The sequence below is a fragment of the Pseudanabaena sp. UWO311 genome (assembly GCF_006937785.1).
In the GTDB taxonomy this organism is placed as follows: Bacteria; Cyanobacteriota; Cyanobacteriia; order Pseudanabaenales; family Pseudanabaenaceae; genus Pseudanabaena.
Genome location: NZ_SJEE01000005.1, coordinates 116,440 through 140,428 on the forward strand (window position 1 = coordinate 116,440; position 23,989 = coordinate 140,428).

Genomic DNA, 23,989 nt, shown 5'->3' on the forward strand with positions numbered 1-23,989 from the left:
AGTTAATGAATTAGTAGGGTGAGTATTGCCCACCTTACTAATTCATCAACGCGCTTAAAAAACTATTTCTCTTTTTGAGAAACTCATCTAATAAATCGTAATAGTTTTCAGAAACTGCTTGTTGCACAGATGGTCTTTCCAACAAGGCTTCGCGCCAATCATTAATCTTGGGAGTCCGATCACTAAAGCCAAAATTTTGATAGCGATCAAAGGCGACAAAGTAACGGAAGATGGGCGCATAGACTGCATCGATCAATGAAAATTTTTCACCAGCAAAAAATGGAGATGCATCTAATTGAGCTTCGAGAATTTCTAGATTTGCGATTAGATCCAAACGCTTTGCTTCAAATGTCTCTTGGTCTTTAGCCGCATAGAATCCCGCAATTTTTGCAAGTAGATTTGATCCAAACTCAATCCAAGAGCGATGTTTCGCTTTTGTTAAAGGATCTAGTGGATGTAGAGAATCTGGGGTGATTTCATCAAGATATTCACAAATTACAGCAGATTCAAATAGGACTTCGCCATCAACGAGTAGAAGAGGAACTTTGCCGAGTGGCGAAATTTTAAGAAACCAGTCTGGTTTATTGCCAAGGTCAATATATTCACGATCGCAAGGTATTTGCTTTTCGATGACAGTGATTAGCGATCGCTGTACATAAGGACAAAGAATATGGCTAATCAGTTTGAGTTTAGGCAACATGGCAAGAGTGTTATTAATATTTGAATATAGTTGCATTTGCATTAATTGCAATTGCAACTAATATTAATTTAGCATATTTAATTGCAATTGCAATGATTTTTTCTCATACTGTTAACATGTCAACTAATTTAGCCTTAGATCCTTTACGAAATTTAGCTTGGCGATCGCTTTTGACCGTCCATAGCAAGTTGCTTGATCGCATTGCCGAAAAAATCACTCAAGCCGAGCTGCCGCCGTTGGAATGGTATGACGTAATGCTCACACTCAAAGAAGCTCCTGATTACTCCTTGCGATTGAGTGAGTTAGCTGAAAAAGTTCTATTAAGTCGCAGCAATCTGACCCGCCTTGTTGATCGCCTTGAAAATGCAGGCTTTCTCTATCGCAAGTCCTGTCCCAATGATCGACGGGGGACTTATGCTGTCTTAACGGAATCAGGTTTAGCAATGCAACAAAAAATGTGGATAGTTTATGCGGAGGGGATTTCCGAGTATTTTGCTAGCCACATCTCAGATGATGAAGCGAGAACCTTACAGCAAATCTGCGATCGGTTATTAAGTAAATTAGCATAATTAAAAACCTGAACATCTGTACCGCACGCTACGCGTGCGGTACAGATGTTCAGGTTTTTAATTTAATTTTGCTTACCTACTTATCCCAATTCCAGAAAGTGTGGCTAAACTCACTCGTAATAAATTCAAAACCAAAAGAGAGTCGAGGCGCTTTGCGCCGCAACTCTCTTTTGGTTTTTGCAATAAAAAACCCTACCAAAAGGTAGGGTCGAATAATCGTTTTTACTTTATCTCAAACATTTTGATTAGGAACGGTCATTGCTTATACGTTAGCAAGCCACCAAATCAACCCATGCCCCGTAGAAAATTCAAGGATTAACAAAGATACAAAACCAATCATCGCCAATCTTCCATTCAACAATTCTGCGTAAGGTGTAAAACCAGCTTTTTGGGTTTCTTCAACATACATCTTAGGCTCAACTGCGAAATTGTTGAGAACACCGCGCTCATCGACTCTATAACTGTTGCTCATTGCTTTGTCCTATGTGTGAATTCCTTATGTAAAGAAATATAACAAAATATTTCAAAGTGTGAATCTAGCTAAAGGTATGCTTAGAAGCTCAACTTTGCCTATACAAAGAGGTATGCCAAGAATAAATGTTGCAGGGCTTTGCCCTGAAACATTTATTCTTGGCTTGGAAGCAAGTAGTCAAGTCAAAATCCAAGAATCTATTGGCGGTGCTTTGCACCGCCAATAGATTCTTGGATTCAAGATTTTTGAATTGTATTTACTACACGACGGCGAGTTTCTAAGATCTGGCTTATTTCACGGGCAAAACTAAGCTGGCGATCGATTATTTTAAAATCGCTATTTATAATCGCTACTCCCTTCCCAGTCAAGAAATAGCTAGGCGGGGCTTCGCCCCGCCTAGCTATTTCTTGGTTTTATATGTCTATTTCTTTGGTGGGAAGGGAGTATCTATAATAATGATATGAGATTTACTGTTTTAATTAGCTCGTTCCCATAAGCGTTTGATTTCTGACAGAATTTCATTATTAGGAGAGGCGATCGCATCAACATTGGGCTTGACTTCTGCGCCTGGGATATTTTGATTCCAGGGACTGTTGGGAACTGTTTTTAAATCAAGATTGTTAGCAACAGGGCGAAATCCGTATTGGACAAATACTGCCTGTTGTTCGGGTTGAGCTAGAAAATCGATGAATTTACGTGCTGCTTCGGCTTGGCTATTATCAATGTTACGCTTGGCGATCGCTGCCGTTGAAACGGTTTCAATTGTGGGACTGAAGTAATAGATTTGGTAGGGTTTGCCTTGGGTAGTGGCGGATTGCTGCCAGCGATATAACACTACACTTTCATAAACAATGCCGACATCCGCATCGTTTTCACCCCTAGTAATAAATTCCTTCAGCAAAGTGTCGGTTGATGATGGCGGCTGATAAACCGATCGCTTCACCAACCCAAATAGAGTCGAGATGTTAGGACTATTGAGATTGGTGGCAGTGGGGCTTGTGCCAAGTTTGGACTGCGCCCATAGTGCCAGAGTAAGCTGTCCACTGTTGGATCGCGTGGGATCGGTGGTCACAAAGTCAAAACTGCCCCAGCTAGGATTGCCGCCGATCACCTGCCAATTGCCTGCCTGCATCGCCCGTTCCAGACGATTCCAATCAAAACGCCCATTGGGAAATAGCACTTTGCCGCGCTCTGCCCATGAGATGCTCACGAGCATGGTTTTGGCGATCGCTTTAGGCTGTTCATAAAAAGCATCGCCACCATTTTGTGATTGCCAGCGCGTTTGCAGTTCTTTTAAGCTTTCGGCATTGGCAGGAATGAGAACTGTCGGCGTAAAGTCATTTTTATTGTCGATATAGCGATTGACAATATCTTGAGAACCTTGAAATTTTAGTTCTAATTGAATATTAGGATGGGTCTGTTTAAATTTTTCCTGTAATGCTTGCAATGGTTCTTGTAATTCTGTACCTGTGACAATAACGATCTTTTGGCTGAGTCCAGGAATCGGCGCGATCGCCAGAGCTACAGAAAAAATACTAATTCCCAAGGAAATGAATAGATTCTTTTGCTTTTGGGCAGGACTGAGGGGAATAAATTGAAGGTTCTTCTGGCTCAAAGTAGTTGACATATTGAATTTCCTTATTTGAATTTTATTTGTTAGGGTCAGCGCTTCGCGCCGCCCCTAACGTATTACTTGGCTAGTAACAATTCTGCGTTTTCTTGAAAACAACTTAACTCATCGGTCAGAGATCGCAGTTCGGCAGTTTGCTGCAAATCTGTCAGGTTAACCACCCGCAATTTATTCTGTAAGGCTTGCAATACTCCAGACGCATCCACAATTAAAGTAGCTAAACTCGCCACCTGCGCTTGCCTAGCACTTTCCCCGCCCCGCACAAGATCGATGTTGCGCTGTAAACCTGCGGCAAGGGTCTGTAATTGCGTTGCTGCAATACCTGTGCTGTTCCGTAGCTTTTGCTTGACCTGCATTAACTGCTGTTCCAAATCCTGAACTGATAACAGCGCATTCCCTGCCTTTAACTTTTGAACAAGCAAATCAATTTTGCTAGGAAATTCGGAAGCTCGATCACAGGCATACTGCACGGCAACTAATAAATCCATCTGATCGGCTTCGGCGAGCAGTTTGCCCGATTCGACCCTTAGTACCTGCGCCTGTTGGGTCAGCGCGATCGCCTGCTGCTTAACCGTCACAATCTCTAATTCCAGTTCAGGATCGCCAATTCCTAGAGATTCAGGTTCATTGCGCTTGAGAAAGATCGCACCCGAAGTGGCGATCGCTGCCGAAATTGGCATTGCTAAAGCGATCGGAAAATTAGCAAAGCGCACAGTGAGAACCAACACAACACCGCCAGCAGCAACGGCAAGAGGATAATACAGAGGATTGGCTAGTTTCATACTTGAGGATAATCCATTAAAATTCCACTTGGATGTCGGCTAGAAGTCTGGCGATCGTTTCAGGTTCTCCCTTGGTGTAATAACCTGCATTTTGCTGGGCAATATCCTGCAAGGCTTTAGGGTTAAACTCCTTCTCATCACCATAACCAATCGTAAAGACAGAAATCCGTTGCTCGGTTTCAAAGCCACTCTTCTTCAATTCTGCAAGCAATTGTGTGATTTGGATTGATGAACCCGAATCTGCACCATCGGTAAGCACTAGCACCGCATTAATGCCATCCTTCCGCAGGTTTTGCTGCAACCAATTCCGTCCCGCCAAAGTCGCATCGTAAAGCCTAGTCTGACCTGAGGCCTTGAGCGAAGCGACATATTGCAGCCCCTTAGCTTTACCCTCTGGTGTACCTTCAATGAGAACGGGCGGATTAATTACCGTATTAAAGTCCATCATCGCGATCGTATCTTTAGTGGTCAAGCTATTGACATAGGCTTGCAATGTACTTTGCATCGCCGCAATTCTTGCCCCCTTCATCGATCCCGAAGTATCAATTACCACCACAACCAAAGATGGCTTTTTCGCTTGTTCCTGCCAACTTTTGATCATCGCTTCCACAACTTGCGGCTGCGGCGGACGATAGGAATCATACTTAGCCTGCGGATCGACCCCAAAATCCGCAGTGAACTTCTTTCCTAAAGCCACCCCTGGAGTACCAGGGCGCAAGCCTAACTCCGTGAGAATTTGTTGCGCCTCATTGGATTGCAAGTAAGTGACGACTTTCTGGGCGGCGGCTTTTTTGTTGCCATCCATCCAAGGCGCACTTGGCACGATCGCCCGCATATTCGATGAGAAAGTTGATTTAGGATAGACCGCCTGATAGCGGGGTTGTCCTGCCTGCAAACTGGAGTTAGCAGTAATTACGGAAGACTCATACACTGAACCGATCGCTGCCCAAAACTGTCCATTTGTAACCATCGACTTGGCGAGGGAGTTTGTAGAAACTCCGTAACGAGTAACTTTGCTTTGAATCTGTTTGACTTGACTTTGATAGGTCTGTACATCAGCCGCCGTCAACTGTTCAGGACGTTTGCCAGAAACTTCCGCATATTGAGCAACTAAGCTTTGCAGCCCTGAATTGGAACGGGTGGGCGCAGTATGCACATAGGTAAAAGGAATCACGCCTGCGGTGGATGAGATATCCTTCAGCGTATTGGCATTTACAAAGGTTTTGAATGGCGCATCCAGCTTACTCAGTCCCTGAGCCACCTCTGGCGATGTCATAAACACCATTGGACTGCTGGCAATCAAGGGAGAATCAGCGATCGCAGGAATGTAATTTTGTCCTGGAAAAATTTGATTGATTTGAAAAATCAGTTGATTCTGATAGATTTCCCCATCTACCGAAATGATTGCAGGTAACTCAGGCGCACCTGCGGCTAATTTCCCCGACTTAAACTGTTGTGACTGGGCGACCACATCCGCCACCACATCACCACTGCCTTTAACGTCACAGGCAATGTAAAATTCCTGACCATTATCGAGTTTGGGCTTCTGTTGATTAAACTTAACTGCCGCTTGCTGACAAAAATCTCCAAGAGCGCTACCAAATAAAAGCTTGATCGGAATCCCCGTGTTTGTACCTGTCGATTGATTAGTTAGCTTATTCAATTCACCGCACGAGCTTAATAGTAATGCCGATGAAGATAGAGCTGCAACAACTATGTTTCTATTTGAGATTGAAATACTTAACTTTGAGAAGTTTGGAATTAGGAATAAACTAGAAAAGTTTTTTATTTGCATATATATGTTTGACCTAGAAAATATAGATACGTTAGCAAACTCAAAACGAAAAGCTAAATGTAGCGATCAAAGCTGATATTTGAATATCAAAATTTTAAGCGACTCAACCAAGTTTGTAAATGTATCTCACTATACATAGTTGTGGCTTATAACTATTAACAAATGTTTTATGACACTTTATATAGCAATGAAAGAGATAGCTAGGACAAATCAAAACCCAAAATCAAAGTGGCGGCGCGAAGCGCCGCCACTTTGATTTTGGGTTTTATGTCCTAAGCAAAACTTTCATTGCTATATAAAGTGTTATAAGAAAGATTCAGTAAGGTTTTTCAAAGATACAGATGTCGCCATTTTTGTTAGGACATAAAACCCAAATAGTGAGAGGCGGCGCTTCGCGCCGCCTCTCACTATTTGGGTTTTGATTTGTCTTGATAAAAGTGGCTAAGGCTATAAAATGGTAACGCCATTTTATCTTTCTTTTTCGTGACAATTTAAAGCTTTGCCTTGCCTATGCAAAGAGGTGTTATACACCACCAATAAATTTTGGGGTTCACGATTTTTGAATTGTATTTACCACACGACGGCGAGTTTCTAAGATCTGGCTTATTTCACGGGCAAAACTAGGCTGGCGATCGATCATTTGATTAACAGCATTTGCAGATAGAGTCATCACCTCTAAATCCTCGATCGCTGTTACTGATATCGGACTATGCTCACCAGAAAAAAGCGTCATCTCACCAAAAAACTCGCCAGTCTTGATTGTTAAAAGCTCATGTTCGATATGCTCGCGATCGCTAACAGACATGATCGCCGTACCAGCGATCACAATATATAGCGCATTGTTACTGACTCCTTGCCAGATTACTTTCTCACCCGCGCCATAATGTTGTAGATCAATCCCATCGGCTACAGAGTCAGGATTTTGTAATGGCACAAAGGCTGGAACAGATTGCAGGCTCTCGGTAAATTTTTTGGAATTGCCCTTCGCCTGTAACGTCGGCCCATTAAAATGATAAAGAGTCCGAATGGGAAAAGGAATTGTTAGGCTATTGCGTTGGGCGGCATACCAGATACGACTCATAAAGCGATCGCGAATACTTTCAATATTGCTGTAGTCATCGATAAAAAATTTTACTTCGTAGGTAATCGCAAAGTCATCGTAGGAAATTGTATAAATCTCTGGCTCTGGGTCTTTTAAAATGCCTTCAGTCTCTAGAGCCGTAGTCAACAGAACATGTTTGGCTAAATTGGGCGGATCATTATAGGAGAATCCATGGCGAATCCGTTCTGCATGAATAGGGATTGGGCGGCTAAAGTTGCGAATAATTTCATTGCCTATAAGTTTATGAGGAATAATCACCATTTCGCGCTCAAAGGTTTGCAAACGCACGGCTCGCCAATTGATGTCTATCACCTGTCCCGTCAATTCACCGACTTGCAACCAATCGCCCACTGAGAAAGGACGCTCAAATATCAGCGCAATTCCTGACATGACACTACCGAGAGTATCTTGGAGCGCTAAACCAATCACAATCGAGCTAACTCCAAGAGCTGTAACCAATCCTGCGAGATCGGCATTCCAGACCTTAGCAAGGACGATCGCTACTCCTAAAAGTACCAAAAACAAACGAAATAAATCAATTAAGAGTTTAGGAACTCGCGCCCGCCAAGTATCAGCTTTTGCTTGCTCAAAAATGATCGCGTTCAGTAACGACAAGGCTGCGTGCAGTACACAAATCCAAAATAGAGTTTGGACACTTTTAACAATGTCATCATCAGCAGGACGTTGCAACACATACTGAATAAACAGCATGAACGCGAGCATTGGCAGTACCAAGTTTCGCACTACTTGTAAGGTGGCTGCGAGAGGACGGCGGCGATGTTGTAGGCGATAAATAACTTCGCCAAGGATAATTACTGATAGAGCTAATCCGACAATTAAAGCGATCGCTGAAATAAATAAATGATTGGCACTAGGTTGCAGCATATTGTGATTTCCAAATAGGGAAGCTTAATTCAAACTATTGCGCCACTTAGCTAATTGAGCTTTGGTCTGACTATCAATGCGATTTCCCAATAAATTATTCGTATTCGCTTTTTGATTCTTTTGACGACTTTGAACCGATCGCATCGTAGCTTCCACTTCCTGTTCTAGCGCTGGTGCTGATAGCCACTCCGCCCCAAACCCAACTGCGGTTAACTGCTGAGCACGATCGGATGTCACCACAATAATGCGTTTTAAATGTCTTAGAGGATCACGGCGATACTTGCCACATTGACGCTCGATATAAGTATCCGCCGTTTCGTTGTGATCGGTAAAATATAATCTTAGATTTTTGGTTATTTTTTCGGCTTTAGCTGGTGTCGCCTGCACATAAGCATCGAATACTAAAGTCGTTTTATAGCCGTGATAAGCACTAAAGTTCACCATCGTCTCGGTTAAATGCGATCGGGCAATATCAAACCCTTGCAGATCTCGAATTTCCTGCAAGTGCTTCCAAAACCCAATTACGTTATAGCCGTCCACCAACATAACTGGTGGATGTTCCGAAGACATAGTATTAGACCGCTAGTTAGAATTACTTATTTCAATTCTGACATTAGACTTTACAAATGTTGCATTTGTCACCGATCAAATACCACATGGTTTTAATCTCTCTAACTTTAATGTCATCATGACTCAAATGGCGATAGCGAACTCACATTAACTTTAGGTGTATAGCAATGCAAGAACCCAAAAGATGAGTGGCGGCGCGAAGCGCCGCATCACTAATTCTTGGTTGGGAATATCCTCAATCATTTATGAGATTAAATAGTTTGAGAAATTGCAACTCTTTGAGTCGCACTCTCTCAAATTATTTAGGATTGCTATATCACTATCAAATTTGATATTCTTTTAAACTATGAGGTGATTTTAAAGTTAATCTCGTTGCTATTAGCCTAATAGATCCATAATTATGCTGATCTTGCCGGACTAAGTAGTATAAAGTTTTTTTTGCTGAGATTGCTCAATAAGAAGTTAGAGGAATTTTTAAATCAGGGAGCATTTTATGACCATAGAAAGCCTTCTAACACTCTATAAAATACCTATTCTTTTATTAGTATTTTTATCTCCTTGGCTAGCTTACTACATTTGCATATTTGTTCCTGGGACTAAAGAGGAACCCTATGTATTAAGTGTAAATTTGAGCATATCTGCATTTGTAGCTATTGTGTTCGCTGGTTACATAGCCTATGCCAGCAATACTGGAGTCTGGGGAAAATTAGGCAAGGAAGCGGATATTTTGTTGCTTTTATCTGCCCCTTATCACGTAATCTGCTCGATTATTCTTGCGAAAAAACGGATGCCACTTAGTCGGATTCCAGCCTTTAAATTCATCCAAGGCTTGATGTTAATGTCAATGGTATTCATATTTTTATCATGGATTTCTAGCAGGATTCATTTATATTTCTTCTCATACTTGCCTTTTAACTCATTTTTAATAATTTTGGCAATAGTTCTCCTAATAGGTTATGTAGGCTATACCAAAGTCTTTGGAGAAGATTAGTATAAATAAGCTATAGAGTGGACTTCTAGTGTTTAGAATTTGGAGAAGACAGAATTGATATTTAAAGATATTTAAATTTCATTCTGCATAACCTTAAAAAATAGCTTTTCAAATTATAGAAAATTCACCGAACTCATATTCATGTCAGGGCAAATATCTGGGTTCAAGATCAGGATTGGAACTAAACTTAATTTGATGAACAAGAGATCATACAAATGTTACGTCTTTTTATTGAAGATTTTTAGTACAAATATCTAAATGCTAGCAAAATCAAGGTAGTCACTTAAATTTCAGCACAAATTTAACACCTCAAATGCAGAAGCTTAGTGTCATAATGAGGCAGACTTACTAAACGAACTAAACCTCGAACGGCAATGGCGAAAAATTCTTCTGCAACGGCAAATAGTCAAGTTGATAAGACTGCTGCGATCGCTCAAGCTGCAAAGACAAACATCAGCCCTGAGAAAAAGAAAGCGCTCGATGCAATCATGCAAAAAATCGAGAAGGATCATGGGAAAGGCGCAATCATGCGTCTTGGCGATGCTACCAATATGCGTGTTGAGACCATCCCTAGCGGCGCATTACCTCTCGACCTTGCCCTAGGTGGTGGACTCCCCAAAGGTCGAGTCATCGAAGTGTACGGGCCAGAAAGCTCAGGTAAAACCACTCTAGTACTTCATGCGATCGCCGAAGTCCAGAAACGTGGTGGCATTGCCGCCTTTGTTGATGCTGAACATGCCCTAGATCCAACTTATGCAGCTGCTGTAGGTGTTGATATTAATAACCTACTGATTTCCCAGCCTGACTCAGGCGAAATGGCACTGGAAATTGTCGATAACCTCGTGCGATCGATGGCAGTAGATATCATTGCGATCGACTCTGTGGCAGCCCTCGTGCCTCGTGCTGAAATCGAAGGTGAAATGGGCGCATCCCACGTTGGGTTGCAAGCAAGACTAATGAGTCAAGCCCTTCGTAAGATCACGGCCAATGTCGGCAGATCCAACTGCATCGTCATTTTCTTGAATCAGTTGCGGCAAAAAATCGGCGTTTCCTATGGCAGCCCTGAAGTAACCACAGGCGGAACTGCCCTGAAGTTCTATGCTTCTGTACGTCTAGATATTCGTCGCATCCAAACCCTCAAAAAGGGCACTGAAGAATATGGGATTCGCGCCAAGGTCAAAGTTGCTAAAAATAAAGTTGCGCCACCTTTTCGGATCGCCGAGTTTGACATTATTTTTGGGAAAGGAATTTCTACGGTTGGTTGCCTAGTCGATCTCGCCGAAGAAATGAGCATCATCGTGCGTAAGGGTGCTTGGTATAGCTATCAAGGCGACAACATCGGACAAGGCCGAGATAATACGATCAAATACATGGAAGACAAGCCAGAATTTGCTCAAGATGTCGAACGCCAAGTACGCGAAAAATTATCCGCAGGTGTTGAGGTTTCGGCGACAAAAGTAGTCCCCGAAGAAATTGAACCTGAAGATGATGAACTAATAGTAGAAGACTTCTAATACTAGATTACAAAATGGCTCTGCCATTTTGTAATCTCAAAACCCTTACGAGGTTTGGTTTTTAACCACAAAAGTGTCACCACTTTTGTGGTTGGGATAGATCAAAAATGATACATAGCGCCACTTTTTAATTTAGAAAACCAACATTTCCCTAATTAGCCATCGATTATCTTTTTTTACCAAATCATACTCAACTGTATAGCTGGCATCATCTTTTGATGCTCCACGGTCAAGTTCGCCATTATTAAAGTAATTGCGTGACTCGGAAATCTTGGCAACTACTTTAGCTTTACTATCGCCATCAGGCGTAACAAAATCAACTGCACTTGATTTTGTTTGGTACTGCAAATATGAGTTACTCGATTTGAGTTCTTTAGCGCGTCCTTTCCAATCACTAAGAGCAGGATCAATCAAAATTTCTTCTAAAAGATTGTCTTCATATCCCTTGCCAAGAGCTTTTGATTTAGTAGCTTGCCATGTCTCGATTACTTTGGTAGCAGTTTCTTTGTCCAAAGGTCCTGGTTGAGCAACTGGGGCTGCATTATTTTCCTTAAGGGCTTGGACTATATTTGTGATTGGCTTTTCTAAGGTTATAGGCTGTGGTTGGGGAGCACCAGTTAAAGCACGAACAGCCCAAACAACTAACCAAATAGAGCCAGCAAGCACAGCGATCGCTAAAACAATTACGGTTGCTAAACGACCAACATTAAACTTGCGTTTTGGTAATGATGCGTGACTTGAAGTATGAACTTGCGATGGACGCTTAATCTCCCTGACGGATTCATTAGCAGCTCTTGTCGAATTTCTAGCAGGTGGCACATTGCTGGCGCGACGAGTGTTAGGAAGATCTCGCGCTATATTGCGACTACCATTAGCATAGGCAGCAGGTCGCTCAATTACTGGAGTCGCAGAGCGCTGAAAGCGATTAGGTGTCTCAGGGGCGTAAGTAGATAGTTTTGGCTCAGCAACGGCACTCTTTGCAGGATTAAGATCAAAATCTCGATTTGCAGGTGGTGACTCATCGAGCGAAGACATTGCTGACAATCGATCGCCTCCCACTGGCGAAGTCCATTCTGATGACATTGCACCAGTATTAGGTAATTCTTCTAGATATGCTTGCACCTGCTCATCCGCAAAATAATCCTTAAGCGATACGATTTGACTCATTAGATCGCGGAAATGTGGATAGACCTCTTCTTGCAGCCAGCGTTCGCTGTAGAGACATAGTCCTGGCAAAAGATCGGGCGCACCTTCAGAGTTTTGTCGGATATATGCGATTTGATCGTCTTCGCCACTCTGATCGATCGCAGCACTTGCTTCTTCCGTTTGCCCCAGTAACAAAGCACATACAGCTTTTTCTAAATAAATATCTTGTTTAGCACTGAGTTTAACTAGTAAGCCTTTTGCGCGACGGATTAGTGCGGGCTGACGCTGTGAGAATCCACGCGCAATCAACGCATATACTGCGAGATAGGTTGCCACAGAAGACGGACGACGGGCTTCTTCTTCAAACAAGGTTTGCTGCTCGATCGCAGTCATATAGCTACGTAATTGCTGAATAAATCGCAAAAAGTCGTCAATACCGAGACTGGAATAATCATTGCCAGAGCCATCAATACCGCGCCGCGCCTCTAGCATCTCTTGCAAAAGTGACATGCCTTTGCGATGCGCTTCCGTATGATTATCAGGAGATGCTAACAATTCAAGGATTCGATAGGGGCGGAGGCGAAATAGATCGGCTTGAATTTCACTGCGAATACTGAGAAATAATCCTTCTCGCAATAAAATTTCTTGGGCCGATTCTAAAGATGAAGCGGCAGATTCATATTGTCCCTGTTTCCAATACTCACGTCCAAGATCTAGATAGGAAAGCGATACAGAGAGAAGTAAATCAGGATCGTGAGGCGAAATTCTTGCCGACTGATATTCGGCTTCTTCAGGATCGTAATAAGGTTTAGCAAGAGATAAGACTTTCTCGGATTCGCCGAGTTCATACAAAATCAGTAATAGCCCTGCAAAGTCTTTTTCGTCAGCTTCAATTTGAGGTGGCAATGTCAAAACTGGGCGATCGCTATCTACCTCCAATGCATCACCTTCACTTGAAGCGCTAAGGCGATCGCGGTCGGTCAGAGTTTCATAAGCTTTATCAATGATGCGCTTACGCGAGGCGATCGCTGCATCAGAATATTCTCGCCTTGGCATAGAGAGCAGGCGATCTCGATGGGCTTGATGGACTTTGTCTAGCCCAGATAGGTGTGTTAAACCTAGAATACGGTAACAGTCTAGAGGAACTCTCACTTTGCTTCTCTACCCAAAACTTCAATTGGAAATGCCGATCTGAACTCCGATAATGCCAACCTGTTTGCCTCTCAAATCAAAGATGCTCCGTATCTAATGCACTAAGAACATTTGATGTAATGTACTTAATCTTTTAAGTACATTAAACGCCCGAATTATACACTAAGTTAATCTACTTGGTGGAAATAGCAAAAAAGTCACCAAAACCGATTTTGTGGTTTGCAGCGACGTAGGCACTGCAAACCACAAAATTGGTTTCATCAATAGCTGCACTTTATCAGTAGATGGACATAATTAATTTCAAACCAAAACCCTTAAGGTTGCGCCCCTGTTGGGCGCAACCTTAAGGGTTTTGGTAATTTATTTTTAAGAGTCAAGAGCGATCGCTTTATCAATCGCTAACTTTTGATTAAGACGGGTCTGATAAGCTAGCAATTCTTTAGGCTTGATACCGCTAATGATGCAAAAACTATCGACATCAATGCCCCGCGATAACATTTCAAGACACCAAGTATGTCTTGCTTGATCAATTGTTAAAGGTGAGCCATTCAAATTTCGATAGGGCTGTGTCCAACGCTCCCAAAGTTGCTCGATCTCTTCTAGGGAAAGTGGTTTACCGTCGCTACTAAGAACCAAAGACGCAACATCCTCAATATTTTTCAGATCTTTTAGATCCTTTAACTCATTCTTGCGAGTCTTAAGGTAAGCACTAAGAGGATTATTAGTTGCCGAGCCATAGCGATGACCGAGAATTTTTTGATTGAGTGGTACTGATCTCTCATTACCAGTAGCATCCCTAGTTAGTAAAATTCCGTGGTTAGCTTGGTGCTGATAGTCTTTTAATCGCAAACGAGTAATATCGAGTGCCGTCAGCCCTGCCCCAAACAGCAAATAAGCGATCGCATAGTCCTTTGCCCCACATTTTTTAGCTTGTAACAGGATTTCGCGTACAGTCTCCGCAGAGATATCGTTAATTGGTTGCGCTTGGGCGAGCGGGTTAACTTCTTGAATAAACATATCGACAAGCGTACTGACAAACTCGTCGCGATCACGCCAAATTGCCTGCACATCGCTGGTTAAAGTGATCACCGCGTAGCCCAAAATACAAGTATTCAATAAGTTAGCAAGCTTGAGCGGGGGCAAAGAATATTGCAAGCGCGAATTGACCAATACATCATTGATAGCAGTTGCGATCGTTTGATTAACTTGGTTAATACCTTGCGCCAATGCTTGTCGGCTTTCGAGAGGATATTGTCCTGCCTCGCCAACTAGCGATCGCACCAATTCAGGCACACTTTCAAGAGCCCGCAACGAACTCTGAATGTAATATTTGAGAAATCTCCGCAAATCACTCTGACTAGAGATATCCGACACCATGAGCGACTCTCCCACTTGCGCCAACACCAAATATTTTTGCAGACATTCTTGCAATACCGCTAGCAATAACCCATGTTTATTTCCAAAATGCCGAAATAGAGTTACTTCATTGACCTGAGCGAAGTCCGCGATTTGGCGCGTAGTTGTCTCGGTGATTCCTTTGCTAGCAAACAACTCTAGGGCTGTATTGACTATGCGTTGACGAGTAGGAATTCGAGATACAGACATGAGAGCATGTACCATTGAGATGATTTGCAAGTGATACTTGCATTATTACTTAAAAAGCAGTTAAACTTAATATAACTGTAAGTGATACTTGCATCTCCTCACCACCCCTTAAGTTATTATTTCATGACCGCCACTACTGAAGCCATCTCAAAAGAACAAAACCTGAACTGGACAAATGTTGCCTTCTTCAGTGTTTTTCATCTCGCTGCCCTAGCTGCGCCTTTTTACTTCTCATGGCAAGCTGTAATCCTTACAGTCTTCTTGCATTGGTTATTTGGCAGCATCGGCATCACCTTAGGATATCATCGCTTACTTAGCCATCGGAGCTTTCAAGTGCCTCAGTGGCTGGAATACATCATCGCTACTATCGGCGCATTTGCACTACAAGGTGGTCCAGTATTTTGGGTGGGCGGACATCGTCAACATCACGGTTTTACAGAAGATAATCAAAAAGATCCCTACTCGGCAAACAAAGGTTTTTGGTGGAGCCACATGATGTGGATCATGTACTCCAAGCCTGAGCATTTTCAGCGTTCCAATTACAGTAAATTTGCCCCTGATCTGGCTAACGATTCTTACTACAAGTTTTTAGATGTTTACTTCTTGTTGTTGCAAGTTCCACTCGCCGCACTGCTCTATGTCGTTGGAGAATATGTTTTCTCTGGACTAGGTGCATCATTTTTGGTGTACGGTGTGGCAGTACGCTCAGTGTTTCTTTGGCATAGCACTTGGTTGATTAACTCGGCTTGTCACAAATGGGGTTACAAAAACTTTACGGAAACCTCCGATCATTCCACCAACCTTTGGTGGGCTGCGATTTTGACCTACGGCGAAGGATGGCACAACAATCACCATGCATTTCCTAAGTCGGCGCGTTCTGGCTTGAAATGGTGGGAAATCGATCCAACTTGGGGTGTAATCAATTTGCTGCAAGCAGTCGGCTTGGCGAAGAAAGTCTACTTACCTGAGCCTTGGCAAGCTAAATAAAAAAGAAAGGGCGCTTAGCGCCCTTTCTTTTTAGAAATCTAGCAAAAATAGATACATTGACGGGATCAGTAGTATGTAAACCTAATACAAAATGGGTTAATCAATGCGGGAAAATAAGCAGATGGATCATCGCCACATTCGCTTTAGCGATCGCCATGAAGAAGTCGATTTAGAACAGTTACAAGGATTATTTCGACTAGGGGCATTTTGGGCAAAGGAACGTACCTTGGCAGGCTTGGAGTTCGCGATTGCGAACTCCAAGCCAGTCGTAACAGTGTGGGATGGCGGTCGCCTAATCGGACATGCTCGCGCTACTAGTGATGGCATTTATCGGGCGACAATTTGGGATGTGGTGATCGATCCCGACTATCGGGGTGCTGGCTTAGGTCGGAAGTTAGTCCAAACAGTGTTAGCGCATCCCAATGTTTGCAATGTTGAGCGTGTTTATTTGATGACCACTCATCAGCAAAAATTTTACGAGCAGATTGGCTTTGAGCAAAATTCTTCAACCACGTTGGTTTTATTTAACGGGGATGGCGATCACGATCGGCATCTTACAACTTCTGAATTAGTTCCAACAAATGTTTTTAAATAAAAGTATTAAGAGTTAGCACTTCATACTCAGTACTTGTACAAAATAAATTACCCAAACCCTTAAAGCTTTTACCCTGCGGGGAGAAACTTTGCGGGTTTTGGTTTGTAATTAGTTATGTATATCTATGAATTACCTCTTATTTTTTTTATAGTATTTACAAACACTGTCGATCTCTAGAAGTTATGTAAAGATATCTAAAGATAAAGACCTCAAATGGTTTATGGGAGTGTAACCAAAAGGTGTCCGTTGTCATAAACCATTTTTAGAATAGTTTTTCATCCCATTTAAATTTGGTGGGAGCCAATGAACGAAACTTCATATCTAAGTCAAAAACGAACAAGGAGCGAATTTGAACGCCAACTGCATCGCCTAGAACAAGATTCTTTACGAATGGGAGCACTTGTCGAAAATTCATTCCTCTTAGCTCATGCAGCTTTATTTGAGCGCGATCTTGAAGCTGCAACTCGTATTGATCCTCAAGACAAACAAATTGATCAAATCTATCGCCAAATTGAAATCGATTGCATTGAATTGATCACCTTACAGTCGCCAGTTGCTCGCGATATTAGATTACTAAGTGCCTTGATGCAACTGATCCGCGACATTGAACGGATTGGAGACTACGCTGAAAACCTTGGTGATATTGCCATTAAACTTTTTACTTATCCTCCATCTCCCTATCTCGGCGAATTGCAAGTAATGTCCAATCGCTGTCGAGCCATGCTTGCCATGAGTTTAGAAGCCTTAGCTAACCTTGATGAAAATATTGGTTTGCAAATTAAGACGAAGGATGATGCTGTTGACGACGACTACAAGCAAATCTATAACTTATTAGCGGCTCAAAAGCTATTTGGTGGAGAGCCAATGGAACCTATAATGCTGATGGTATTAGCAATTCACCATTTAGAGCGCATGGCAGATCATGCCGCTAATGTGGGGCAGCGAGTTGCTTATATTGTCACTGGCAAGCTTGGCTAAAGGAAAAGAGAGTCGGGGCTTTGCCCCGACTCTCTTTATAAAATAAAAAATAGGAGCACAAGCGCTATAGCGCGGTAATCTAAGTTAAGTGCTTTACAGCACATCTGAATTTATGTGGGAAAGTTTTAAGGATTGAAATGAAGTCATATTTGGCGGCTGCCGTACAAATGACCAGTGTCTCTGATGTAGATAAAAATCTTGCTCAAGCAGAAGATTTGATCCAACTGGCAGTGAATCGAGGTGCAGAATTAGTTTGTCTACCTGAAAACTTTTCGTTTTTAGGAGATGAGAACGAAAAGACAAGACTTTCTACAGAAATAGCAGAAAAGAGCGAAAAGTTTTTAATTACGATCGCTCAACGCTATCAAATCTTGTTACTTGGTGGTGGTTTTCCTGTGCCTGTTGCTGAAAGCAATAATGGTAATCGCGGCAAAATGTACAACACCGCCTTGTTGATTGGGCGTGAAGGTGAAGAATTAGCGCGTTATCGAAAGATGCATCTATTTGATGTGAACCTCCCTGATGGCAATACTTATCAAGAGTCGGCTACGGTGCTAGCAGGCACTGAGTCTCCACCTGTATATATGTCCGAGAAATATGGCAACTTAGGGCTATCAGTTTGCTATGACGTAAGATTTCCAGAACTTTATCGTCATCTGTCCCAGCATGGTGCAAATGTATTGTTTGTTCCTGCTGCTTTTACGGCTTTTACTGGCAAAGATCATTGGCAAGTTTTATTGCAAGCTAGAGCAATTGAGAATACTAGCTATGTGATCGCACCTGCTCAAGTGGGAATGCATACGCCGCGCCGCCAGTCCCACGGTCATGCGATGATTGTCGATCCTTGGGGCATTGTCCTCGCTGATGCAGGCGATCGCATTGGTGTAGCGATCGCCGAAATTCAACCTTCGCGCATCGACCAAATTCGTCGCCAGATGCCATCCCTGCAACATCGGACTTTTTCCTGTTCTTAAGAACAAGAAAAAACTAAAAACTGTACCGCCCGCTGCGCGGGCGGTACAGTTTTTAGTTTTTCTAATTTTGCCGATGGACTAAAGAACGATATTCAAAAAATATGTATTAAAATCATAATCAACGATTTGTGCTGATTTTTACAGCTTTGATCAAATCCCTTTCTGGCATGAGTAGCTATGCAACCTTTCCCAGTACTTGGTAATACAATCCGTCCACTACAACACCGCGATTTAGAGATCATCCAGCGATTTGCCTCTCCCAATGATCTAGAACAAATTGCGGTCAGTGATCTCAGTGGTTGTCGCAGCCGCCAAAAAATCAGCTTGCACCAGCTAGCCAGTTGGTTGCCTGCACCTGTGCAAACCCTGCTCAAGCCCTATGTGCGAGCCTATGTCTCTGAATGTAATGGCATCATCCAAGGCTTTATTCGGGTTTCTCCCTTCAATAACAACAGTAGTACTTGGCAGATTGATCGCGTCGTGGTTTTGCCAGAAGCTCAAAATGGTCAGCATAATGTGGGCACGCAACTCATTCGCTATTGTCTAGAATCTTGCCTAGAAGCGCGGACATGGGTATTACAGGTTGACATTAACCAAAAAGATACGATCGCGCTCTATCGACAAAATGGATTTCAGCCACTGGCTCAGTTTACCGATTGGGAAATTGATACCGCTAGTCTGCACGAACTTGCTCAGCATTCTCCTGATCTGCCAAATTTGATGCCTGTCAGCAATGCTGATGCTAGCCTGCTTTATCAGCTCGATACAGCTGCGATGCCCCCACACATTCGCCAAGTTTACGATCTCAATATCGATGATTTTCGGGCGAAGACTATCGACAAACTTGTCAATCACAGTTCTTTGCTAATCAATCATTTGCAAGATGTATCGGGCTATGTCTATGAGCCTCAACGTAAAGCAGCGATCGGTTACTTTTATCTGCTGTTGCAACGCCCGACCGTTAACCAGCCCGATGAAAAATTGATTCATCATTGTCAGCTCACGGTTCATCCTGCTTACACATGGCTTTATCCTGAACTCACTTCGCAAATTGCTCAAATAGTGATTAAGCAATCTCCTGAGAAGCAAGCTGAAAATGTCAGCTTGCAACTATCTTCAGCCGATTATCAGCCTGAACGCGAAGATTATTTAGAAGGAATTCATGCTCAAAGACAAGGACATTCTTTGCTGATGGCGCGATCGGTTTGGCACAAAATTCGTGAGACGAAGCCTGTACTTGATGGCTTGCAGCTTTCGCGCATGTTGTCAGGGTTACAACCCACCCAAAAGCCTATTCCTGGGCGAATTGAAACTTTGCCACAACAACATCAGCACACTGATGAGTCACTTTAACTAAGCTTGGTAAGTTAGGTGGGCAAGACCTCCCCTACATTCCTTAAGGTGGGCAATGCCCACTCTAATACTTGGTTAGTTATTCTGTGAAAATCACCTAATATGCTGTATAAATTGTGATTAATCAATCTGATTTTGGTTCAATTTATACAAAATGAAGATCCACAAGATCGCTAGGATTAGACACTGGACATTTAGGCATTGGATGCACCTTTAAAACGCTTGACTATGAAAATTCTCAAAATCCAGACATTACGTGGTCCAAATTATTGGAGTATCCAACGACATCAGCTTGTAGTTGTGCGATTAGATTTAGAGGATTTTCAAGTACAACGAATTAGCTTTTATCAAAATTTATGCAAAGTTTTACCAAGTCTAGCGGGGAAAGACATCGCTCAGCGACCTGATATCAGTGACTCTGATTTCTTGGCAGAAATTGTTAAAGATATTGCGATCGCACTTCAAGGCTATGTTGGCATGAAGGTGGATTTTGGGACAATTAGACAAACTGTTGAAAAAAATGTCTATCAAGTCGTATTTGAGTATCAAACCGAAGGTGCTGGACGTTATGCGGCACGAGCTGCCGTAAGGATTTGTACCAACATTTTAGAAACGGGAACCTACGCAACTACCGAGTTGCAAGAGGATCTCAAGGATTTAAGAGATATTCGTCTTGATGGTCAATTAGGTCCAAGTACTGAGTCCATTGTTGCCGAAGCTAAAGCCCAAAATATTCCTTGGTTAGAACTTGGTAGCCGAGCCATGATTCAGCTTGGATATGGAGTACATCAGAGTCGAATTCAGGCAACTTTATCGAATAAGACGGGGATCTTAGCGGTTGAGTTAGCCTGTGACAAGGAAGGGACAAAGAGTATTTTGCGGGCTTCAGGTGTTCCAGTGCCAAGGGGAACAACGATCCGATCGCCTAAATATCTAGAAGATGCGATCGCCGAAGTAGGGGGCTTTCCGATTGTAATTAAACCGTTAAATGGCAATCATGGTCGCGGGATCACCATTGATATACGTAATATCAAAGAGTCGATTGATGCCTTTGATATGGCGCAAGAAGTATCTGAAGAAGTAATTATCGAAAGATTTCATACTGGACGGGATCATCGCATATTGGTGATCAATGGCAAATTTGTAGCTGTTGCTGAGCGAGTCCCAGCAAATGTTACAGGGGATGGTGTTTCCACAATTTCGCAATTGATTGAAATTACGAACCAAGATCCCCGCCGTGGCGATGGGCATGATAACGTCTTGACCCGCATCGAGATTGATCGCACGAGCATGGATATCCTCGCTAGACAGGGCTTTACGCTAGAATCCGTACCTCCAACGGGGCAGATTTGCTATCTCAAAGCTACGGCAAACTTAAGTACAGGTGGCGTATCAGTTGATCGTACAGACGAGATTCACCCTGAAAATATTTGGCTAGCTGAGCGCGTGGCAAGAATTATCGGTCTGGATATTGCGGGCATCGATATGGTCACTGAAGATATCAGTTTGCCTGTGCGCCAAACTGATGGTGCGATCGTGGAAGTCAATGCAGCTCCTGGATTCAGAATGCATACAGCTCCAAGTATTGGCACACCGCGTAATGTTGCCGCGCCAGTCATAAATATGCTGTTTCCCTCTGGATCACCTACGCGAGTGCCGATAGTAGCGATCACAGGGACAAATGGTAAAACTACTACTACACGCCTAATAGCTCATATCTTCAAGCAAACTGGCAAACGAGTCGGGTATACCACCACTGATGGTATTTACATTGGTGAATGTTTGGTTGAAAAGGGTGATACCACTGGTCCATACAGTGCTCAGGTAATCCTGCGCGATCCCACCGTTGAAGTTGCGATTCTTGAAACAGCTAGAGGCGGCATTTTGCGATCGGGATTAGGTTTTGATGGTAGCGATGTGGGTGTAGTTATGAACGTTGCCGCCGATCACCTTGGCATTGGTGACATTGACACAATTGAAGACTTGGCAAGGCTTAAGAGCGTAGTTGTCAAAACAACATTGCCGAGCGGCTATGCTGTACTGAATGCTGATGACCCATTGGTTGTTGCCATGGCAAAAGAAGTGGATGCAAAGGTTGCTTACTTCAGTATGGATCCCGATAGTCCTTTAATCAAATCTCATATCGAGCAAGGTGGACTTGCCGCAGTATATGAACAAGGCTATCTAACTATCTTAAAAAGTGATTGGAAGCTGCGAATCGAAGAAGCTGTCAACGTACCCTTAACACTAGGTGGTCGTGCTGCCTTCAATATTCAAAATTCTCTGGCAGCAAGTCTAGCCGCATTCTGTCAAGACGTACAGATTGAAGAGATTCGTCAAGGGCTTTCCACATTTGTGGCTTCGACTGAGCAAACCCCCGGACGCATGAATTTATTTAATTTAGGCAAATATCATGCGTTAGTCGATTATGCTCACAACCCTGCGGGATTTAAAGCGATCGCAGATTTTATCCAGAAATGGGAAGGTGAAGCGATCGGTGTGATTGGAGCACCTGGAGATCGACGCGATGAGGATATCATCGAATTAGGGCAACTAGCGGCAAATATGTTTGGGCAGATCTTTATTAAAGAAGATAAGGATCTTCGTGGTCGTGCCCCTCGTGTCGTCGCCGATTTATTGCGTCAGGGAGTTCAAGAAATTAATCCTAATATTCCTTGTATTACAATTCTTGACGAATCGGAAGCCATCACAGCCGCCTTGGATAGCGCCCCTCAAAGTAGTTTAGTTGTGGTATTCCCCGATAAAGTGGATTCAGCTATTGCTATTATTGAATCGCGAAAGTCCAAAATGTCGTCGTAAAGTCCGCTATGCCGCGTGTAATTTGTCTTGGCGAAGTTTTAATCGATCAAATAGCTGAAGATATTGGTGCTCCCTATGAGCTAGTTAGCTCTTGGAAGCCTTATTTTGGTGGAGCGCCTGCCAATGTCGCCTGTGGGCTAGCCAAACTGGGAACGCCAGTAAGTTTAATTAGCTGCGTTGGCCAAGATGCCGCAGGAACCGATCTGCTCAAACAGTTGGGGGCAGCAGGTGTTGAAACTTCAGGCGTGCAAGTGCATCCTGAATCCACTACTCGCGAGGTATATGTCACCCGCGATGCCCAAGGCGATCGCAGTTTTGCTCGCTTTAATGGCGATGCTCAAACTGTATATGCAGACACCTTAATGTCTGCCGAACATTTGCCTGAGCATTTATTTGCTGATGCCAAGTTTTTGGTGTTGGGCACATTGGGCTTATCTAGTCCGCAAACATCTAGAGCGATCGGTCGTGCTCTAAAGCTGGCGGAAGAAAACTTTGTAAAGGTGGTAGTTGATGTCAATTGGCGGGCGATGTTCTGGAAAAATCCTGAGCAGGTTGCCAAACTATTACCCGTCTTGCTGAAATACACCGATTTTCTGAAGATGACTGAGGATGAGGCTAAGTTATTATTTCGTCTCACTAGTCCTGCCGCAATATCTCAAGCCTATAGCCATCTCGAAGGAATTTTACTCACCAATGGGGATAAAGATTGTCGCTACTATTTGGGCGAACGTCAGGCAAAACATGCTGTTTTCCCTGTTCATTCGATTGATACAACTGGTGCGGGGGATGCTTTTCTAGCAGCCTTTATTCATAAGATTTATCACCGTCCGCTTACCCATTTGCTCGATCCTAAGTTTGCCGATGAAGCGATCGCTTATGCCTGCGCCGCAGGTGCTTTAGCTACACTAAATATGGGTGCGATCGCTGCTCAACCAAGCGATCGGCAAATTCGCGAGTTTCTCGCCATGCGAGAGACAAAACATTAAAACCATATATTTTGGTGGCGCGAAGCGCCACAATCATTTGCTATGCACTCTTTATCTTTGCCCACATGGGTAATTCATATTTCTAGCGTAATTGAGTGGACTTTAGCAATTTGGCTCATTTGGCAATACGACAAGCAAAATCCTGATTGCGGTTGGCGTAACTTAGCATGGGCAATGTTTCCTGCTTTAGTCAGTGCGATGTGCGCCGTGACTTGGCACTTTTTTGATAATGCTGATTCTTTAGAATGGTTAGTTACGGTGCAAGCCGCACTAACTTTAATTGGCAATACCACTCTTGCGATCGCAGCCTACTTTATCTGGAAAATTGCCAACACAAAACCTCAATCGTAATTTGAGCTATTAGCTGTTAGCCTTTAGCTGTT

20 protein-coding genes are annotated in these 23,989 nt (G+C 43.1%); 11 read left to right on the forward strand and 9 right to left on the reverse strand.

The window, feature by feature from the left end:
• Positions 1-37: 37 nt before the first annotated feature.
• Positions 38-736 carry a glutathione S-transferase family protein gene (locus tag PseudUWO311_RS06345; RefSeq protein WP_223807465.1) on the reverse strand — a complete coding sequence of 233 codons (699 nt, stop codon included), beginning with the start codon at positions 734-736 and terminating at the stop codon, positions 38-40.
• Positions 737-816: 80 nt separating this feature from the next.
• Between PseudUWO311_RS06345 and PseudUWO311_RS06350 the strand changes: the two genes are divergently transcribed.
• Positions 817-1,269, forward strand: coding sequence for a MarR family winged helix-turn-helix transcriptional regulator (locus PseudUWO311_RS06350; protein WP_103667177.1), 453 nt, complete (start codon positions 817-819; stop codon positions 1,267-1,269).
• Positions 1,270-1,531: 262 nt separating this feature from the next.
• On the opposite strand, the gene PseudUWO311_RS06355 is transcribed toward PseudUWO311_RS06350, so the two are convergent.
• From PseudUWO311_RS06355 to PseudUWO311_RS06380, 6 genes are all read right to left on the reverse strand, one after another.
• Positions 1,532-1,741 (reverse strand): chlorophyll a/b-binding protein, encoded by a 210-nt coding sequence (locus PseudUWO311_RS06355; RefSeq protein ID WP_142654359.1) that lies wholly within the window; start codon positions 1,739-1,741, stop codon positions 1,532-1,534.
• A 475-nt stretch (positions 1,742-2,216) separates the two neighbouring features.
• Positions 2,217-3,368: a substrate-binding domain-containing protein gene (locus tag PseudUWO311_RS06360; RefSeq protein WP_142654360.1), complete on the reverse strand. Its 1,152-nt coding sequence runs from the start codon at positions 3,366-3,368 to the stop codon at positions 2,217-2,219.
• Positions 3,369-3,430: 62 nt separating this feature from the next.
• Positions 3,431-4,153 (reverse strand): hypothetical protein, encoded by a 723-nt coding sequence (locus PseudUWO311_RS06365; protein ID WP_142654361.1) that lies wholly within the window; start codon positions 4,151-4,153, stop codon positions 3,431-3,433.
• Positions 4,154-4,169: 16 nt separating this feature from the next.
• Positions 4,170-5,948: a VWA domain-containing protein gene (locus PseudUWO311_RS06370; protein ID WP_142654362.1), complete on the reverse strand. Its 1,779-nt coding sequence runs from the start codon at positions 5,946-5,948 to the stop codon at positions 4,170-4,172.
• Positions 5,949-6,498: 550 nt separating this feature from the next.
• A complete protein-coding gene (locus PseudUWO311_RS06375; RefSeq protein ID WP_142654363.1) occupies positions 6,499-7,935 on the reverse strand; it encodes a mechanosensitive ion channel family protein in 1,437 nt (478 codons plus the stop codon).
• Positions 7,936-7,959: 24 nt separating this feature from the next.
• Complete coding sequence (locus tag PseudUWO311_RS06380) at positions 7,960-8,505, reverse strand: NYN domain-containing protein (protein ID WP_142654364.1); 546 nt, start codon at positions 8,503-8,505, stop codon at positions 7,960-7,962.
• A 493-nt stretch (positions 8,506-8,998) separates the two neighbouring features.
• On the opposite strand from PseudUWO311_RS06380, the gene PseudUWO311_RS06385 reads away from it, so the two are divergent.
• A complete protein-coding gene (locus tag PseudUWO311_RS06385; RefSeq protein WP_142654365.1) occupies positions 8,999-9,496 on the forward strand; it encodes a hypothetical protein in 498 nt (165 codons plus the stop codon).
• A 374-nt stretch (positions 9,497-9,870) separates the two neighbouring features.
• Complete coding sequence (gene recA / locus PseudUWO311_RS06390; RefSeq protein WP_142654366.1) at positions 9,871-11,010, forward strand: recombinase RecA; 1,140 nt, start codon at positions 9,871-9,873, stop codon at positions 11,008-11,010.
• Positions 11,011-11,142: 132 nt separating this feature from the next.
• Here recA and PseudUWO311_RS06395 read toward each other — a convergent pair whose 3' ends face one another.
• Both PseudUWO311_RS06395 and PseudUWO311_RS06400 read right to left on the reverse strand, forming a co-directional pair.
• The gene (locus PseudUWO311_RS06395) at positions 11,143-13,308 is read right to left on the reverse strand and encodes an IMS domain-containing protein (RefSeq protein ID WP_142654367.1); all 2,166 of its coding nucleotides are present in this window, start codon (positions 13,306-13,308) and stop codon (positions 11,143-11,145) included.
• Between the two features lie 366 nt (positions 13,309-13,674).
• On the reverse strand, positions 13,675-14,913 hold the full coding sequence (locus PseudUWO311_RS06400) for a TetR family transcriptional regulator (RefSeq protein WP_223807467.1): 1,239 nt from the start codon (positions 14,911-14,913) through the stop codon (positions 13,675-13,677).
• Positions 14,914-15,036: 123 nt separating this feature from the next.
• Between PseudUWO311_RS06400 and PseudUWO311_RS06405 the strand changes: the two genes are divergently transcribed.
• The 8 genes from PseudUWO311_RS06405 to PseudUWO311_RS06440 all read left to right on the forward strand — a co-directional run bounded on the left by PseudUWO311_RS06405 (position 15,037) and on the right by PseudUWO311_RS06440 (position 23,957).
• Positions 15,037-15,900 carry an acyl-CoA desaturase gene (locus PseudUWO311_RS06405; RefSeq protein ID WP_142654369.1) on the forward strand — a complete coding sequence of 288 codons (864 nt, stop codon included), beginning with the start codon at positions 15,037-15,039 and terminating at the stop codon, positions 15,898-15,900.
• Positions 15,901-16,021: 121 nt separating this feature from the next.
• Positions 16,022-16,495, forward strand: a complete 474-nt coding sequence (locus PseudUWO311_RS06410; RefSeq protein ID WP_142654370.1) for a GNAT family N-acetyltransferase — start codon at positions 16,022-16,024, stop codon at positions 16,493-16,495.
• 303 nt (positions 16,496-16,798) lie between these two features.
• Positions 16,799-17,473 carry a phosphate signaling complex protein PhoU gene (gene phoU, locus PseudUWO311_RS06415; protein WP_142654371.1) on the forward strand — a complete coding sequence of 225 codons (675 nt, stop codon included), beginning with the start codon at positions 16,799-16,801 and terminating at the stop codon, positions 17,471-17,473.
• A gap of 137 nt (positions 17,474-17,610) precedes the next feature.
• Positions 17,611-18,447: a carbon-nitrogen hydrolase family protein gene (locus PseudUWO311_RS06420; protein WP_142654372.1), complete on the forward strand. Its 837-nt coding sequence runs from the start codon at positions 17,611-17,613 to the stop codon at positions 18,445-18,447.
• Positions 18,448-18,624: 177 nt separating this feature from the next.
• Complete coding sequence (locus PseudUWO311_RS06425; RefSeq protein ID WP_142654373.1) at positions 18,625-19,800, forward strand: GNAT family N-acetyltransferase; 1,176 nt, start codon at positions 18,625-18,627, stop codon at positions 19,798-19,800.
• Positions 19,801-20,028: 228 nt separating this feature from the next.
• On the forward strand, positions 20,029-22,620 hold the full coding sequence (cphA, locus tag PseudUWO311_RS06430; RefSeq protein ID WP_142654374.1) for a cyanophycin synthetase: 2,592 nt from the start codon (positions 20,029-20,031) through the stop codon (positions 22,618-22,620).
• 8 nt (positions 22,621-22,628) lie between these two features.
• On the forward strand, positions 22,629-23,606 hold the full coding sequence (locus PseudUWO311_RS06435) for a carbohydrate kinase family protein (RefSeq protein WP_142654375.1): 978 nt from the start codon (positions 22,629-22,631) through the stop codon (positions 23,604-23,606).
• 42 nt (positions 23,607-23,648) lie between these two features.
• Positions 23,649-23,957 carry a DUF2499 domain-containing protein gene (locus PseudUWO311_RS06440; RefSeq protein WP_142654376.1) on the forward strand — a complete coding sequence of 103 codons (309 nt, stop codon included), beginning with the start codon at positions 23,649-23,651 and terminating at the stop codon, positions 23,955-23,957.
• Positions 23,958-23,989 lie beyond the last annotated feature (32 nt).